Genomic DNA, 15,667 nt, shown 5'->3' on the forward strand with positions numbered 1-15,667 from the left:
CGGTGGCCCTTTGTACGGCGCTGACGTCCAACCGGGGCCCTCCGTACGGCGTGGACGCCCGGCCGCGGAAGCCCCGGGAATCAGAGCCCCAGCAGCCGTGCCGCGTTGCCGTAACAGACCCCGCGCAGCCAGTCGTCGCCCAGCTCCACCCGCGTCAGCGCCTCCAGCGCGTGCGCGTAGCCGTACGGGATGTTGGGGAAGTCGCTGCCGAAGAGGACCCGGTCGCCGAGGTCCGCCAGCCGCCCGCGCTCCGCGCGCGGGAACGGCGCGGCCCGCTCGGCGAAGTCGGTGAAGGCCATCGTGGTGTCCAGCTGCACGCTCTCATAGCGCTCGGCCAGGTCGAGGAAGTCGGTGTACTCGGGCATCCCCATGTGCGCGACGACCAGCCGCAGCCGCGGGTGCCGGGCCAGTACCCGGCCGACCGGCTCGGGCCCGGTGTGCTTGCCGGGGGCGGGCCCCGACCCGCAGTGGATGACGACCGGCGCCCCGGCGTCCTCGATCAGCCCCCACACCCCGTCGAGCCGCTCGTCCGCCGGGTCGTACGCGCCGACCTGCACATGCGCCTTGAAGATCCGCGCCCCGTCCGCCAGTTCCTCCCGTACGTACCCGGCGGCGCCGTCCTCGGGGAAGAACGTCGCGGTCCGCAGGCAGTCCGGCGTGCGGGCCGCGAAGCCGGCCGCCCAGCCGTTCAGCCACCGGGCCATGCCGGGCTTGTGCGGGTAGATCATCGAGGTGAACGCGCGGACGCCGAAGCCGCGCAGCACGGCGAGACGTTCCTCCTCCTCGTACCGGTACGTGATCGGCCACTCCCGGCCCACGAGCGGCCCGGCCGCGTCGAAGTACGCCCAGACCTTTTCCAGCACCCGCTCCGGCATGAAGTGCGTGTGCACATCGATCAGCCCGGGGAGCCCCAGCTCCCGCCAGAACGCCCCGACCCGCTCGTCCCCTTCGGCCGCCGTCCCGCGCGGCCCCTCCGTCGTGCTCAGAACAACCCCTCCTGCCGTCCCTCGTCCTCGGGGCGCCCCTCCCGCACCACCGCCGCCGTGGTCACCTGCCCGGCCGCGCCCCGCAGCACCCATCCGGCCAGCAGCCGGGTGTCCATGACGAGCACGGGCCCCGTACCGGCCTGCTCCAGGTACAGGTCCGATCCGGCCGCCGCCAGCACAGCCCCGACGATCTCGTCCCCCGCCCGCAGCGCCGCGATCGCCGCCAGGGCCCCCGGCTCCGCCGGAATCCGGTCCAGCCCGAACACCTCGGAGTGATCGACGTACGCGTACGGAGCCTGCTGTAGCGCCTCCGGCCAGCCCGGCAGCGACTGTGCCTCGTGGTGCAGCGCGGCCACCGCGGCGGCCCGCTCTGCGGCCGGCGGCAGCGCCCGCCGCGCCGCCCGCTTCTCCGCCTTGCCGAACCGGTCCCGTACCGCCAGCGCGCTCCCCAGCAGTGCCTCGGCGCGCCGCGCGGCCATCAGCGGCCCACGCCCCAGCCAGGAGTACCCGACCGCGCCCTGCTCCAGAAGGCGCGCCGCGCCCCGCTCGGCCGCGGTGATCCCCACCTTCAGCAGGCCGGGCCCGAAATACGCGAGATAGACGCCGTACGGGCGCGGGTTGTCGGCCATCGTGTCCGCCGCCACCGACCGCGAACGGTCCAGCCGCGCGCAGTCACCGCACTGGTCGCGCGCGCCCGCGCCGTCGAGCACCGCGGCGCGCGGACAGAGGATCCACCGCCCGGCCCGCCGCACGCCCAGACAGCGCCGCTCCCCCTCCACGGCGAACGCCAGCGGCTTCCCGGCGGGCAGCGCGCTCAACCGCTCCTCGGCGCGCTGCGGACGGCACCAGCCCAGCCCGAACGCCTCGCCCGACCAGCGCGGCCCCGTGCACCGCCAGCTCGTCCCCATGCACCCGCCGCCCTTCGCCCCGCCGTCCTCACCCGGCCGCCCTCACCGCGGCCGTCGCCCCCGCTTTCGCGTCCAGTTCGGACCCCGCTTGCGGCCCCGCCTCCGGCCCCCGGAATGTGCTCCGGTACTGGCTCGGCGACACCCCCAGCGCCACCTGCAGATGCTGCCGCAGCGACGCCGCCGTGCCGAACCCGGCGTCCGCCGCCACCCGGTCCACCGACAGGTCCGTCTCCTCCAGCAGGTGCCGCGCCCGCTCGATGCGCTGCTGCGTGAGCCACTGCAGCGGCGAGACCCCGGCCTCCTCCCGGAAACGCCGCGTGAAGGTCCGTACGCTCATCGACTCGCGCGCGGCCAGTTCGCGCAGGCTCAGCGGCCGGTGGAGCTGCTCCAGGGCCCAGGCCCGGGCCCTGGCGGTCGTGGCGAACTGGCGCTCGGGCACCGGACGCCGGATGAACTGCGCCTGGCCGCCCTCGCGGTGCGGCGGGACGACCGTGCTCCGCGCGACCTCGTTGGCCACCGCGGCGCCGTGATCGCTGCGCACCATGTGCAGGCAGAGGTCGATGCCGGAGGCGACGCCGGCCGAGGTCAGGACGTTGCCGTCCTCGGTGTAGAGCACATCGGGGTCCACCCGCACCGCGGGGAACAGCCGCCGGAAGTCCTCCGTGGACCGCCAGTGCGTGGTGGCCCGGCGGCCGTCCAGCAGGCCCGCGACGGCCAGGACGAAGGCGCCCGTGCAGATCGAGGCGACCCGGGTCCCCGGCCTGATCCGGCCCAGCGCCGCGGCGAGCGGCGCGGGCAGCCGCCCGTCCTCCGGGTCGTAGTCCTCGTGCGAGGCCGGGACGACGACCGTGTCCGCCTCGGCCAGCGCCTCGGGCCCGTGCGCGACATTGATCGTGAAGTCGACGTCCGTCCGCACCTCACCGGGCTCGACGGCGCAGGTCACCACCTCGTACAGCCGCTCCCCCGCGGCCGATCTGGCCTGCCCGAAGATCCGGTGGACGATGCCCAGCTCCATCGGCAGCAGACCGTGCCGCACCAGGACCGCGACCCGGTGCCGCCCGCTCTCCGTGAAAGCACCCATGGCCCGATTCTTTCACACCATGGCCATCAGGCCACTCGTTTCGGGCCACCGCCCCACGGACGATCGAGGACATGAAGGTTCTCTGGCTTTTCGCCCACCCCGAACAGCGTTCCCTGAACGGCGCCCTGAAGGACGACGGCATCGCCGCCCTGCGCGCCGACGGCCACGAGGTCCGGGTCTCCGACCTGTACGCGATGAAGTGGAATCCGGTCGTGGACGCCGACGACTACGGCCACGACCCGGCCGACCGCCTGGACGTCGCCAACCACTCACGCGAGGCGTACGAGAGCGGGCGCCTCGCCCCCGACATCGCCGCCGAGCACGAGAAGCTCGACTGGGCGGACACGGTGATCATCCAGTTCCCGCTGTGGTGGTACGGAATGCCGGCGATCCTCAAGGGCTGGTTCGACCGCGTCTTCGTGAAGGGCTTCGGATACGGCGTCTTCGACGAGGCCACCGGGCGCACCCTGCGCTACGGGGAGGGCCGGCTGGCCGGAAAGCGCGCCATGGTCGTGCTCACCGTCGGCGCCCGCGAGCACGAGATGGGCCCCCGCGGCATCAACGGCGGCCTGGACGCCGTCCTCTTCCCCCTCCAGCACGGCACGCTCTGGTACGCGGGCATGTCCGTCCTGCCCCCGCTCCTCGTCGCCGGCGCCAACCGCTTCTCCCCCGAGCAGTACGCCGAGGCCGCCGGCCGGCTGCGCGAGCGCCTGAGCACCCTCGCGACCACGCCCCCGATCCCGTACCGCTCCCAGAACGGCGGCGACTACGACGCGAACCTGACCCTCCACCCCCACCTCGCCCCGGACCGGGAGGACCTGCGCATCCACGAGGCCGGCTGACCGCGCGCCGGGAACGACGAAGCCCCTCCGGATGACCCGGAGGGGCTTCGTGCACTGTGCGCTCGGCAGGATTCGAACCTGCAACCTTCTGATCCGTAGTCAGATGCTCTATCCGTTAAGCTACGAGCGCCTGGCTTTCCGGCCATCTGTTCGACCGGGCAGCGATGCGCAGACAACATTACATGACCAGCGACGCAGGACGAAAATGCTGCACCGGACGGCAACAGCGCGAAGCGTCGGCCGCAGCAACGCGCCCTGACAACGCGAAAGCCCCGTCGATCTCTCGACGGGGCTTTCAGCGCACTGTGCGCTCGGCAGGATTCGAACCTGCAACCTTCTGATCCGTAGTCAGATGCTCTATCCGTTAAGCTACGAGCGCTTGACTTCCCGGCCATCTTTCGGCCGGTCGGCGTTGCGGGAACAACATTACATGAGCTGGGCCGTAGCGCGAAATCCATTAGCCGGACCCCGCCTGACCTGCGAAAAAACAGCGAAGCCCCGACCAAACGGCCGGGGCTTCACCCACAGTGCGGAGGCGGAGGGATTTGAACCCTCGATGGGCTTTAAGACCCAAACCGCATTAGCAGTGCGGCGCCATAGACCGGACTAGGCGACGCCTCCACGCAACGCCACCCGCGCGAACGCGATGTGGTGTGTGCAGATGATGGCACAGCTCAGCGTGCTGTCACCAATCGAGCTCTACGGTACTAGGCGCACGGGCGGCTGGGCAAAGCACTTCCGCCGGTGCGGAGCGACGTCGCGGCGCGCAGTCGCCGCGCATGGTCGCGGTACGCGGTCGCACGGTTGCGCAACGTACGGCGCGGTGGAGCGTTAGGAGAGACAGGGGTGCCCACCCCTCCCGTCCCCGTGTCCCACGCCCTGGAGAGCCCGATGGCGCTGCGCCGCATTGCCGCCCTCGTCCTGACCGCCGCCACCTGCGCCGTCGCGCCCGCCATCGGCGTGCCCGCGGCCGGTGCCGTCACCCCGTCGGAGCAGCACCGGCTGATGCCGCTCCCGCTGTCACGCGGCGGGGACCACCTGACCGTGACCGTCACCGACTCCGGCAATACCGCGATGGACGGAACGCACGAACTGAAGTGCCACCCCGCCGGCGGCGACCACCCCAAGGCGCAGGACGCGTGCCGGGCGCTGGACAAGGTGACGCGCTGGGGCAAGGACCCCTTCGCACCCGTCCCGCCCGACGCGCAGTGCACGATGCAGTACGGCGGCCCCGCCACCGCGCACGTCACCGGCCGCTGGGCCGGGCGCCCGGTGGACGCCACCTTCAAGCGCGACAACGGCTGTGAGATCAGCCGCTGGGAGAAACTCGTCCCGGTGCTGCCCTCCGCCGCCTCCTAGGAGAGCCCGCCCGCGGTCCCCAAGTCGGCTCAAAAGTCGACGTCAGGGCGGTGCCGGGAGACGGGGCCCGGAGGCGAGCTGGATGGAAGAGGGGGTTCCGCTTCCCGTGAAAACCGGTCGGACGCGCGCGAAAACCGGCCGGGTTTCGTGCCCAAGTAGGGCCCCAGATCCGGACGCGGGGCACATGTCGGGCGTGCGCCGAGTCGCACAGGGCCGTGGCATTACCTCCTCGTCATCCGCCTCCGCGTCCCCGCCCGGTGCCCGTAGACTCCCTTCCAGTGACACGCCACGGTGGGTTTCAGTCACACACCACGGTGGGTGTCGGCAAGATGCGGTCACCAGGGAGGAAGCGTCGTCGTGAGCAGCAGGCCATCCCGAGGCGCTGCTCGCCTCGCAGCCATACTCGACGCACTGCCGGACGCGTTGCTCCTGGTCAACTGCAACGGCACGGTCGTCAACGCCAACACCATCGCCCTGGAGACGTTCGAGGCACCGGGCACGGCCCTGGTGGGCCGCGGCCTGCTGGACCTGCTCCCGACGTTCGACTCCAAGCGCATCCCCGGCTCCATGCGGCGCCCCGACGACACGCACGGGGGCGGGCGGCAGAAGCCGACGCGGATGGTCGCGCGGCGCACGGACGGTACGGAGATGCTGGTCGAGGTGACCAGCGCCAACCTCGAGGACGGCCGCACCCCGTACGAGTCGGCCTTCGAGGCGGCGTACGCGGACCACCGCTCCTCGTACACCGGCGACGAGCTGCTGATGCTCGTCGTCCGTGACCTCTCCGGACAGCTCGACATCGAGAGCGAACTGGCCCGCCAGCAGCGCCAGACCGAGATGATCCTGCGCGCCGCCGCCGAGGGCGTGGTGGGCGTGGACGCGGACGGCAAGGTCGTCCTCGTCAATCCGTCCGCCGCGCAGATCCTCGGGTACCGGGCGAGCGAGCTGGGCGGCAAGGAACTGCACCCGCTCATCCACCACTCGCGCGCCGACGGCTCCCCCCTGCCCTGGGCGGACACCCCGCTCGCCGACACGCTCAAGTCCGGCCGCAAGCACCGGGTGCGCGCCCAGGTCCTGTGGGCCAAGGACGGCCGCGCGGTCTCCGTCGACCTGACGACCGCTCCGGTACGCGACGGCGACCAGCTCGTCGGCGCCGTCATGACCTTCACCGACCGGCGCCCGATGGACGCGCTGGTGGCACGGCAGGCCCAGTTGCTCGCCGTACTGGACCAGTCGCTGCGCGGCCCGCTGGAGCAGCTCCGCACCGAGCTGGGCACCCTGGCGTCGGACCCCGCGGGCCAGCTCTGGCCGGAGGCCAACCAGGTCCTGCACCACCTCACGGCCGGGTACAGCCGGATGACGACGCTGGTGGACAACGTCCTCAGCTACCAGCAGCTCGACGCGGGCACGGACAAACTGCAGCGGACCGAGGTCTCGCTGGACGCGGTGGTCGCCGCGGGCGTGGAGGGCGCGGTCGAGCTGATCGGTCCGGGCCGCGCGCAGTTCGCGGTGCACGCGCCGCCCCTGAAGGCCGAGGTGGACGCGGCGCGGCTGGCACAGGCGCTCTCGCACCTGATCGCCGATGTCGCGGGCGTCGACTCGACGGGCAACGCGCCCGCGGGCGCCGCGCCCGCCGGTGACTCCACGATCGTGGTCGCGGCCGCCAAGCGCGGCGCGGTCGTCCGCATCGAGGTGCGCGGCCCGTACAGCGGCGGCGACCCGGTGCACGGCCCGATCGTGCGCGGCATCGTCCGGCTGCACGGCGGCGTCCTGCAGACCCACGAGGTACCGGGCGGCGCGGGCGGCAGCGCGTACGTGCTGGAGGTACCGGTCAAGGCGGACGGCTCGGCGGTACCGGACACGGCCGGACAGCAGGTCGGCGGCACGGACGGGACGGTGGAGATGCCGGCGTCCGGGGCCGGTGCCGGTGCCGGTGCCGGTGCCGGTGCCGGTGACAAGGCCGAGGGCGGTACCGGTACTGGTGCCGCTGCTGCGGAGGACGGTCGTGGCACGGGCGGCGGCGCGCCGGCCGGCCCGCGGGCGCACTCGGGCATGCCGGGCGCGGAGGCCGTGCCGCCGGGCGGCCGGCGGCGGGGCAAGCCGGAGCAGGAGTCCGCGGGCGGCGGGCTGCCCGCGCTGCCGGCCGCGCCCGCTCAGGGGACGTCGGACGCACAGCAGGGACAGCAGCCGAGCGGCCGTCGGGCCCGCCGTGCGCTCTCCGACACCGCCGGACGCTCCATTCCGAACCAGCTCCCGGCCCACGTACCGGGCCAGGAGGCGAACCAGGGTACGGACGCGCCGCAGCAGATGCCGCAGGGCGGCCCCGGGCAGGAGCCGTCGCGGTCCGCCGCGAGCGCGCTGACCCCGGCCGCGGGACCGGGCCGTCCGGGCCCGGGACAGCAGCCCGGTGGTCAGGGCCGCCGCGGTGGTCAGGCATCCGGTCAGGGCGGTCAGGGCGGCCAGGCTGGTCAGAGCGGGCAGGGGCCCGCTGGGCTGAGCCCCGCGCGCTCCGGGGGCGCGCAGGCGTCGGCGTCCGCCGGGCAGCAGGGCCCGCGTACGCCCTTCGCGCTGCCGCCTGCCGCGGCCGACCAGCATCCGGGCCAGGCCGCCGCACAGGCCCCGGCCGCTCAGGCCCAGGCCGCACAGGCTTCGGCCCAGCCGCAGCCCGGTGCGCGGCAGCCGCAGCCCGGTGCTCAGCAGCGGCCCGCGCTGCCTGCCGCCGGGGCGCAGGCTTCCGACCCGCGGTCGGCCGCCGCCCAGGCGCCCGGCCCGCAGCTTCCCGCCCAGGCCACGGGCCCGCAGGGGCCTGCCGGTCCGGGTGAGCCGGTGCCCACGGGTACCGGCCGACGCCGCGCCCGCCGGGCTCCCGAGGAGGCAACGGGTACCGCGGCGGGAGCGCCCGAGGGGGCCGGCGCGCCCGGTGGCGCGCTGCCCGCGCTGCACGGTGCCGACGCCGGGGACACGCCGACCGGCCGGCGCCGCGCGCGCCGCGCCGCCGCCGAGGAGCGGGCCGCCGCTTCGATGGCCGGCTCGGAGTCCACCGGTACGTTCGTGGTGGGCGCCGGTGGCCAGGTCACGCACCCCGAGGACGACGCCGCGGCTCCCGCGCCGGCCGCCCCCGCGCCGACCGGCCGCCGCCGCGGCCGCCCCAGCCCCGCCGAGGCCGCCGCTCCGCACGGCCAGGACGCACAGGCGGCCCAAGCGGCCCAGGCAGCGCAGAGCGCGCAGGACGCACAGGCGACGCAGCAGCCCGAGGACGTACGCCAGCCGCAGCCCCAACCCCAGCCGCAGGCGCAGCCCCAGCCCCCGGCCCCGGCCCCGTCCCAGGACGCCGGCCGGCGCGGCCCCTCCGTACCGCGCCAGGCCGCGCCCGGTCAGCAGGGCGCCGCGGGCCGGCCCCTGCCCGTACCGGAAGAGGAAGCGGGGCCCGCGGCCGGGCAGTCGGACGGCCGGGCGTTCAGCGTGCGCACGCTCGGGCAGGGCGTCCCCTTCGCCCAGCAGATCGCCGACCAGCACCAGCCGGCCAACGGCCGGCCGGGCCGCCATGGCCAGCCCGCCCAGGAGGGCCGGCCCACTCAGGGCAACCAGGCCCAGGGCGGCCAGGCCCAAGGCGGGCCGGCCGGCGGTACCACCGGTAACAGCGGCGCCCCCGGCGCCAACGGCACCCTCGGTGGCGCCGGCAGCGCCGGTTCCGGCCGCCGCCGGAAGCTCGCCGCGCCCCCGCAGGAGGGCGAACGCGGCACCGGCTCCGAGATGGTGCCCGCCGCCCGCGCCCCGCAGGGCGGGCAGCCGCAGCCGCAGCCGTCGCTGATGGAGTCCACGGAGGGCCGCGCGTTCGCGATCTCCGCGCCGGGCGAGGGCCAGGAGGGTCCCGAGCCGCTGGACGGCCCGAACGGCGCCATAGAGGTCATGGACCACCAGCCGCCGCCCATGGACGACGAGCTGCCGCCCGAGCCGCTGGACAACCCGCGCCGGCTGCTGGTGTGGCCGGCGCCGGACGCCTCGACCCAGCAGGCGCTGAGCGACCGCGGCTACCGCCCGGTGATCGTCAACTCCCGCGAGGAGGTGGACGCGCAGATCGCGGCGTACCCGGCCGCGCTCTTCGTCGACCCGCTGACCGGGCCGATCACCCGCAAGGCACTGCAGTCGCTGCGCCAGGCGGCGGGCGCCGCCGAGGTGCCCGTCCTGGTGACGGCCGGACTGGCCCAGGCGACCCGGGAGGCGGCGTACGGCGCCGACCCGGCCGTACTGCTCAAGGCGCTCGCGCCGCGGGACAGCGAGCAGCACCCGTCGCGCGTCCTGCTGATCGAGGAGAACGACGCCGTCGCGGGCGCGCTCACCACGTCGCTGGAGCGGCGCGGCATGCAGGTCGCGCGGGCCGCGACGGACGCGGACGCGGTCAGCCTGGCCACCCAGGTCCGGCCCAACCTCGTGGTGATGGACCTGATGCAGGTGCGCCGCCGGCGGGCCGGGATCGTGGACTGGCTGCGCGCGAACGGGCTGCTCACCCGCACCCCGCTGGTCGTCTACACCTCGGCCGACATGGACCCGGCGCAGCTCCCGCGGCTGGCGTCCGGCGAGACCGTACTGTTCCTCGCCGAGCGGTCCACCAGCCAGGACGTCCAGGGCCGCATCGTCGACCTGCTCGCCAAGATCGGCACCAACTAGGGCGCGCCCGCCGCGGGGTGCGTCGCCGCGGCGACGCACCCTACGGCTTGCTGATGATCCGGCGCACCGCCGTGCCGATCGACTCACGCAGCCGGGCCCGCGCCTCGTCCGTGTCGCCGACCAGGATCTTCCGCATCTGCGGCATGGCCGCGTACCAGGCCGCCACGCCGAGCAGGATGAACGCCAGGTCGCGCGGTGGCAGGGTGGTGTCGATGGCGCCGCGGCGCTGCGCGTCGGCGAACGCCTCGGCCTTGCGGTCGTAGTGCGAGGTGCGCTCGTCCTCGCGCGGCAGGGGCCCCGTGCCGTACTCCAGCCCCTCCCACAGCAGCAGCCGCAGCAGTTGCGGGTGGGTGTCGTGGTACTCCAGGAGCCGGTCGACCCAGGCGTCCGGATCATCGGCGTCGATCGGCATGTCGCGGGCGAGGTCGACCAGCCGCGTCTCCAGGACCTGCGCGAACAGCTCGCTCTTGTTGCCGAAGTAGGCATAGATGAGCTGCTTGTTGGCCTTGGCCTCGCGGGCGATCCGGTCGATGCGGGCACCCGCGATGCCGTACGCGGCGAACTCGGCGGCCGCCGCTTCGAAGATGCGCGCCTTGGTGGCCGCGGGGTCCCTGGTCCCTGTCATGGAATCAGCGTAACCAACTGTTTGGTTGACACGACCGACGCACGCGCAGAGACTTGCAACCAACCAGTTGGTTGCTACCGGGGAGAAGCCACCGCCGCCATGCCCACCACACCCTCAGCCACACCGTCCACCGCCACCGGCCCCTCACCCGCATCGGCCGGCAAGGAAGCCGCGGCCGCCGCGCCACGGGGCCGTACCGGCCCGCCGCCCGGCCTCCTCCTCGCCGTCATCTCCCTCTGCACCGCGGTGACGGTCGCCAACATCTACCTCGCCGCGCCTCTCCTGGGCCTGATCGCGCGCGGCTTCGGGCTGCCCGCCGCCGGCGTCAGCTGGATCACCGCCCTCTCCCAACTGGGTTACGCCATCGGCCTGTTGTCCTTCGCACCACTGGGCGACACCGCCAACCGGCGCCGCCTGATCGCCGTGCTCTCCGTCGTCACCGCCGCCGCGATGGCCGTCGCGGGGCTCGCCCCCGGCCTGCCCGCACTGGGCGCCGCGCTGCTGGTCGCCGGCGCCACGACCGTCATCCCCCAGCTCCTCGTGCCGCTGGTCGCCGAGCGGGCGCCCGCCGCGCGCCGCGGCCTGCACGTCGCTGCCGTGGTCGCGGGCCTGTTCACCGGCATCGTCGCGGCCCGTGTACTGGGCGGGCTGGCCGGCCAGGCGTACGGCTGGCGCGCCGTCCTCCTAGGCTCGGCGGTGCTCACCGTACTGATCGGCTCGGTGACCGCCGCGCTGCTGCCGCCCGAGCGCCGCGAGGTCTCCGGCGCGCTGCTGACCCGGATCGGCAAGGGCGTCGCCCAGGTCCCGGGGATGCTGATCACCTCCGCCGACCTGCGGCGCGCCTGTCTGCGTCAGGGCGGGCTGTTCGGCGTGTGGAGCGCGCTGTGGACGGCGGTGGTCCTGCTGCTGACGGGCGCGCCGTACCACTTCTCCACCGCGACCGCCGGGCTCTTCGGCCTGTTCGGGCTGGTCTCCGCGATGGTGGCGCCGCTGGCCGGCGGCCTGATCGACCGCTTCGGCACGGACCGGGTGGTCGGCGCCGCGTACGCGCTGACGCTGGTCTCCGTACCCCTCTTCCTGCTCGGCGGACACCAGCTCTGGGCCCTGTGTCTGGCGGCCGTACTGGTCCACGCGGGCCTGGTCTGCGGCCAGGTGGCCAACCAGACCCTCGCCCTGACCTCCACCGGCTCGCCCGCCACGGCCAACACCGCCTACATGGTCGCGGCCTTCTTCGCCGGCGCCCTGGCCTCCGCCCTCACCGGCCCGGTCTTCACCCACTGGCACTGGCCCGGCGTCTGCGCCCTGGCCCTCCTCTGGCTCACCGCGGGCCGCTTCCTCCCCCACCGCAGGCCCGGCCGCCGCTGAGGCGGCGCGGTACGTCCGGGCAGCACGCTCCCCGGACGTACCGCTCCCCCGGTCACCGGAGCGGTCAGCCGAGCCGCGTCACGTCCAGCCCGCCGTCCGCGTATTGCTTGCGCAGCACCTTCTTGTCGAACTTCCCCACGCTCGTCTTCGGGACGGCCGGGATGACCGCCCAGCGTTCGGGGAGCTGCCAGCGGGCGATGCGGCCGGCGAGGAACTCCTTCAGGTCCTCGTAGCCGGTCGTGGCGCCTTCCTTCAGGACGACCGTGGCCAGCGGGCGTTCGCCCCACTTCTCGTCCGGGACCGCGACCACGGCGGCCTCGGCGACGTCCGGGTGGGCCATCAGATGGTTCTCCAGCTCGACCGAGGAGATCCACTCGCCGCCGGACTTGATGACGTCCTTCGCGCGGTCGGTGAGGGTGAGGTAGCCGTCGGGCGTGATCGTGCCGACGTCGCCCGTGCGCAGCCAGCCGTCCGGGCTGAACTTGTCCTCGGGGCGGAACGCCTCACCGTCCGCGCCGCCGTAGTACGCACCCGCGATCCACGGCCCGCGTACCTCCAGCTCGCCGGCCGACTCGCCGTCCCAGGGCAGGTACTCGCCGCCGGGACCGGCCAGCCGCGCCTCCACGGAGGCCGGGAAACGGCCCTGCGTACAGCGGTAGCGCCACTCCTCGTCGCCGGTCACGCCGGCCGGCGGGTGCGCGACGCTGCCCAGCGGCGAGGTCTCGGTCATGCCCCAGGCGTGCACGACGCGGATGCCGTGCCGGTCCTCGAACGCCTTCATGAGGGAGGGCGGGCAGGCCGATCCGCCGATGATCACCGTGCCCAGGCAGGCGACGTCCCGCTCGGTGGCGTCCAGTTCGGCGAGCAGGCCCTGCCAGATGGTGGGCACCGCGGCGCCGATGGTGGGCCGTACGGCCTCGATCATCTCGGCGAGCGGGGCCGGCTGGAGGAAACGGTCCGGCATCAGCAGCGAGGAGCCCGCCATGAAGGCGGCGTGCGGCAGGCCCCAGGCGTTGACGTGGAACATGGGGACGACCGGGAGCGCGATGTCACGGCCGGTCAGGGCGAACGCCTCGGCGTTGTTGACGTGCATCGAGTGCAGGTAGAGCGAGCGGTGGCTGTAGACCACGCCCTTCGGCTCGCCGGTGGTGCCGGAGGTGTAGCAGAGCGCGGCGGCCTGCCGCTCGTCGGTCTCGGGCCAGGCGTACGTCTCGGGGCGTCCGGCCAGCAGCTCCTCGTAGTCGTGGACCTGCGCGGCGGTGCCTTCCAGTACGGAGCGGTCGCCGGGGCCCGCGACGACGATGTGCTCCAGCGTGGGCAGCTGCGGGAGCAGCGGGGCGAGCAGCGGCAGCAGCGATCCGTTGACGAGGACGACCCGGTCGGCGGCGTGGTTGACGATCCAGACGAGCTGCTCGGCGGGCAGGCGGAGGTTCAGGGTGTGGAGGACCGCGCCCATGGAGGGGATCGCGAGGTACGCCTCCAGGTGGACGGAGTTGTTCCACATGAGGGTCGCGACGCGCTCGTCGTCACGTACGCCCAGGTCGTCGTGGAGGGCGTGGGCGAGCTGCGCGGCGCGCAGGCCGGTCTCCCGGAAGGTCTGGCGGTGCGGCTCGCCCTCCCCGGTCCAGGTGATCACCTCGGCCTTGCCGTGCACGGTGGACCCGTGGGCAAGGATGCGGGTCACTGTCAGCGGTACGTCCTGCATCGTGCTCAGCACCGGGGGGCCTCCCGAGGACCGGTTACGGGTGAGTAGATTTTCCGCCGATTCTGCTGCCGTACCACGTGGTATGTCACTACTGCCCGAGAAAAACAGGCGTGTGTCCCGTCACGCCGCTGTCCGCTTGACGTGCAGGATCGACGTGCGTGAGCACCCGTGGCACGGTCGGCTCGGGCCGCCGGCCCTCAGGCAGCCCGCGCCAGGTCGGGGTCCTCGCGCAGCTTGGCCAGCGCCCGGGAGACGGCGCTCTTGACCGTGCCCACCGAGACGTCCATCACCTCGGCGGTCTGCGCCTCGCTCAGGTCCTCGTAGTAGCGCAGCACGACCATGGCCCGCTGCCGGTCGGGCAGCCTGAGCACCGCGCGCCACATCGCGTCCCGCAGTACCTGTCGCTCCGCGGGATCGGGGGCGGCCGTGACGGGGCCGGGCTCGGGCAGCTCGTCGCAGGCGTATTCCTCGATCTTCCGCTTGCGCCACTGCGAGGTACGGGTGTTCACCAGCGCCCGCCGTACGTAACCGTCCAGCGCCCGGTGGTCCTCGATCCGCTCCCAGGCCACGAAGGTCTTGGTCAGCGCGGTCTGGAGGAGGTCCTCCGCGTCGTTGGGGTTCGCGGTGAGCGAGCGGGCCGCGCGCAGCAGCGCCGGGCCCCGGTCCCGTACGTACGCCGCGAACGACGGGAAGGACGGGAACGAGGCGACGGAAGGGAGCGCCGAGGGCGACGGGAGCGGCGCCGGCGACGGTGCCGCCGCGGCGGTCGAGGCGCCCTTGCACACTGGCGTGGTCATGCCCTCCACGCTAGGAGCGCCGGGCTCGGCGGGGATCGGCCCGAGGTGCCGAAGCCGCATCCGCCTCTGGTTGTACGGGTGGGGCTGTCCCCACCTCCTCAGGACGGAGCGCGGCCCCACCCCCGTCAGGGTCCGCCCGACGGAGCTCTCCCGGCCGGGACCGTCCCGACGGGGGTGGCCGGTCACTGGATCACCGCTACCGGAGCGTCGACCCAGTTGCGGTCGATCCGCAGCGCGCGGCCGCCGTGGGTCTCCACGACATGGCCGACGTACTGGTGGATCCTGCGGTTCGGGTGCCAGGCCGTGTTCGGCAGCCACTTCTCACCGTAGGCGGACGGCGGCGTCTTCCAGCGCGCGAACCACATGACCGCCGGCAGGTCGGTGATCCCCTGCGCGCGCGCCTGCGCCATGTGCCGCACGCCGGCGTTCGCGCTGCTGTAGAAGCCCGGCAGGTAACCGAAGCGGCTCACCTCACGGTTCCAGGAGCGGATGAAGCGCAGCGTGCGGTCCGCGCAGGCGCGGTTCGACAGGCTGTACGCCTCGATGTCCAGGTAGATCGGGCTGCGCGGCATGATCCCGTACGCGCGGGCCCGGTTCACCGCCACCCTGGCCTCGGTCACGCCCTGGCCGTAGGGGTCGGCGCCGATGGCGTACTTCCGCTTGTGCTTGTTCTTCACGCAGGGCGCCTGCGAGCCGAGGTAGATGGGCAGCACCCGCCAGCCGGCCCACTTCGCGCCCTGGAACCACTGCGGGCTGAGATTGTGCTGCTTGGGACAGGCGCGGCCGCGCCCCGCGAAGTAGACGCCGATGGCCCGGTACCGGCTGCTGTTCCAGGCCCGGAGCGAGCTGACCGCCGGGGCCTCGCACGTGTCGAGCCCGAAGCCCTTGTACAGGTACGGGCCGGTCGGCGGCGCCTTGGCCGGGGCCCGGGCCGCGGGGCCGGGGGAAGCGGCGGGATCGGCGGCCGCGGCCTCGGCAGCGCGGCCCGCCTTGCCGGCGCCGGACGCCTCCGCCGGCCGCGCGTCACTGGCCTTCGGGGAGGAGGAGAACCAGGACGGGATCAGCGCTGCCATGAGGGCGAGGACCAGCCCGACGGTCGGCAGCAGCGCCAGCAAAGCGATACTTTTTGCGGATTTTGTCCATCTCATACGCCGAGTGAACGGGGCACACTCCGCCACCCGGGAACGGACACGCGGGCGGGACCGCCCGTTCAGCCGTATGCCGGGTGGGAGCGGTCGTGGGGCGGGTGTGTACGGGGTGCGCGTGCGGGGTCGCGGGGCGGGTGTGCGCGGGGGTGCGTGTGCGGGGCGGCCCGTTGACGGGTGTCCGCC

Annotated in this window: 11 protein-coding genes and 3 tRNA genes; 4 read left to right on the plus strand and 10 right to left on the minus strand. The window is 74.0% G+C overall.

Annotated elements, in window-relative coordinates; translation table 11 throughout:
• Nucleotides 1-80: 80 nt before the first annotated feature.
• From IG84_RS0100360 to IG84_RS0100370, 3 genes are read right to left on the minus strand one after another with little or no spacing between them, the layout of a single operon-like run.
• On the minus strand, nt 81-1,079 hold the full coding sequence (locus IG84_RS0100360; RefSeq protein WP_078648515.1) for an amidohydrolase family protein: 999 nt from the start codon (nt 1,077-1,079) through the stop codon (nt 81-83).
• Nucleotides 983-1,894 carry a DUF2797 domain-containing protein gene (locus IG84_RS0100365; protein ID WP_031049676.1) on the minus strand — a complete coding sequence of 304 codons (912 nt, stop codon included), beginning with the start codon at nt 1,892-1,894 and terminating at the stop codon, nt 983-985. The genes IG84_RS0100360 and IG84_RS0100365 overlap by 97 nt, the downstream gene beginning before the upstream one ends.
• A 28-nt stretch (nt 1,895-1,922) precedes the next feature.
• The gene (locus tag IG84_RS0100370) at nt 1,923-2,975 is read right to left on the minus strand and encodes a GlxA family transcriptional regulator (RefSeq protein ID WP_078648516.1); all 1,053 of its coding nucleotides are present in this window, start codon (nt 2,973-2,975) and stop codon (nt 1,923-1,925) included.
• Between the two features lie 71 nt (nt 2,976-3,046).
• On the opposite strand from IG84_RS0100370, the gene IG84_RS0100375 reads away from it, so the two are divergent.
• Nucleotides 3,047-3,817 (plus strand): NAD(P)H-dependent oxidoreductase, encoded by a 771-nt coding sequence (locus IG84_RS0100375; protein WP_031049678.1) that lies wholly within the window; start codon nt 3,047-3,049, stop codon nt 3,815-3,817.
• A gap of 57 nt (nt 3,818-3,874) precedes the next feature.
• Here the strand turns inward: IG84_RS0100375 and IG84_RS0100380 are convergent.
• The 3 genes from IG84_RS0100380 to IG84_RS0100390 form a co-directional block, all read right to left on the minus strand.
• A tRNA-Arg gene (locus IG84_RS0100380) sits at nt 3,875-3,947 on the minus strand.
• Nucleotides 3,948-4,123: 176 nt separating this feature from the next.
• Nucleotides 4,124-4,196, minus strand: a tRNA-Arg gene (locus tag IG84_RS0100385).
• A gap of 151 nt (nt 4,197-4,347) precedes the next feature.
• Nucleotides 4,348-4,438, minus strand: a tRNA-Ser gene (locus tag IG84_RS0100390).
• Between the two features lie 225 nt (nt 4,439-4,663).
• On the opposite strand from IG84_RS0100390, the gene IG84_RS0100395 reads away from it, so the two are divergent.
• Nucleotides 4,664-5,176: an SSI family serine proteinase inhibitor gene (locus IG84_RS0100395; RefSeq protein WP_245659178.1), complete on the plus strand. Its 513-nt coding sequence runs from the start codon at nt 4,664-4,666 to the stop codon at nt 5,174-5,176.
• A gap of 357 nt (nt 5,177-5,533) precedes the next feature.
• Nucleotides 5,534-9,844: a PAS domain-containing protein gene (locus IG84_RS0100400; protein WP_078648517.1), complete on the plus strand. Its 4,311-nt coding sequence runs from the start codon at nt 5,534-5,536 to the stop codon at nt 9,842-9,844.
• 40 nt (nt 9,845-9,884) lie between these two features.
• Here IG84_RS0100400 and IG84_RS0100405 read toward each other — a convergent pair whose 3' ends face one another.
• Nucleotides 9,885-10,469 carry a TetR/AcrR family transcriptional regulator gene (locus IG84_RS0100405; protein WP_031049683.1) on the minus strand — a complete coding sequence of 195 codons (585 nt, stop codon included), beginning with the start codon at nt 10,467-10,469 and terminating at the stop codon, nt 9,885-9,887.
• Nucleotides 10,470-10,568: 99 nt separating this feature from the next.
• Here IG84_RS0100405 and IG84_RS0100410 point away from each other — a divergent pair, with 99 nt between their 5' ends.
• On the plus strand, nt 10,569-11,834 hold the full coding sequence (locus tag IG84_RS0100410; protein WP_051861197.1) for an MFS transporter: 1,266 nt from the start codon (nt 10,569-10,571) through the stop codon (nt 11,832-11,834).
• Nucleotides 11,835-11,898: 64 nt separating this feature from the next.
• Here the strand turns inward: IG84_RS0100410 and IG84_RS0100415 are convergent, their stop codons facing one another.
• The 3 genes from IG84_RS0100415 to IG84_RS0100425 all read right to left on the minus strand — a co-directional run bounded on the left by IG84_RS0100415 (nt 11,899) and on the right by IG84_RS0100425 (nt 15,484).
• Nucleotides 11,899-13,551 carry a long-chain fatty acid--CoA ligase gene (locus IG84_RS0100415; protein WP_031049689.1) on the minus strand — a complete coding sequence of 551 codons (1,653 nt, stop codon included), beginning with the start codon at nt 13,549-13,551 and terminating at the stop codon, nt 11,899-11,901.
• A gap of 185 nt (nt 13,552-13,736) precedes the next feature.
• The gene (locus tag IG84_RS0100420; protein ID WP_031049693.1) at nt 13,737-14,336 is read right to left on the minus strand and encodes a SigE family RNA polymerase sigma factor; all 600 of its coding nucleotides are present in this window, start codon (nt 14,334-14,336) and stop codon (nt 13,737-13,739) included.
• Nucleotides 14,337-14,518: 182 nt separating this feature from the next.
• On the minus strand, nt 14,519-15,484 hold the full coding sequence (locus IG84_RS0100425) for a DUF1906 domain-containing protein (RefSeq protein WP_051861198.1): 966 nt from the start codon (nt 15,482-15,484) through the stop codon (nt 14,519-14,521).
• Nucleotides 15,485-15,667: the final 183 nt, after the last annotated feature.

The sequence above is a fragment of the Streptomyces ochraceiscleroticus genome (genome assembly GCF_000720485.1).
Classification (GTDB): domain Bacteria; phylum Actinomycetota; class Actinomycetes; order Streptomycetales; family Streptomycetaceae; genus Streptomyces; species Streptomyces ochraceiscleroticus.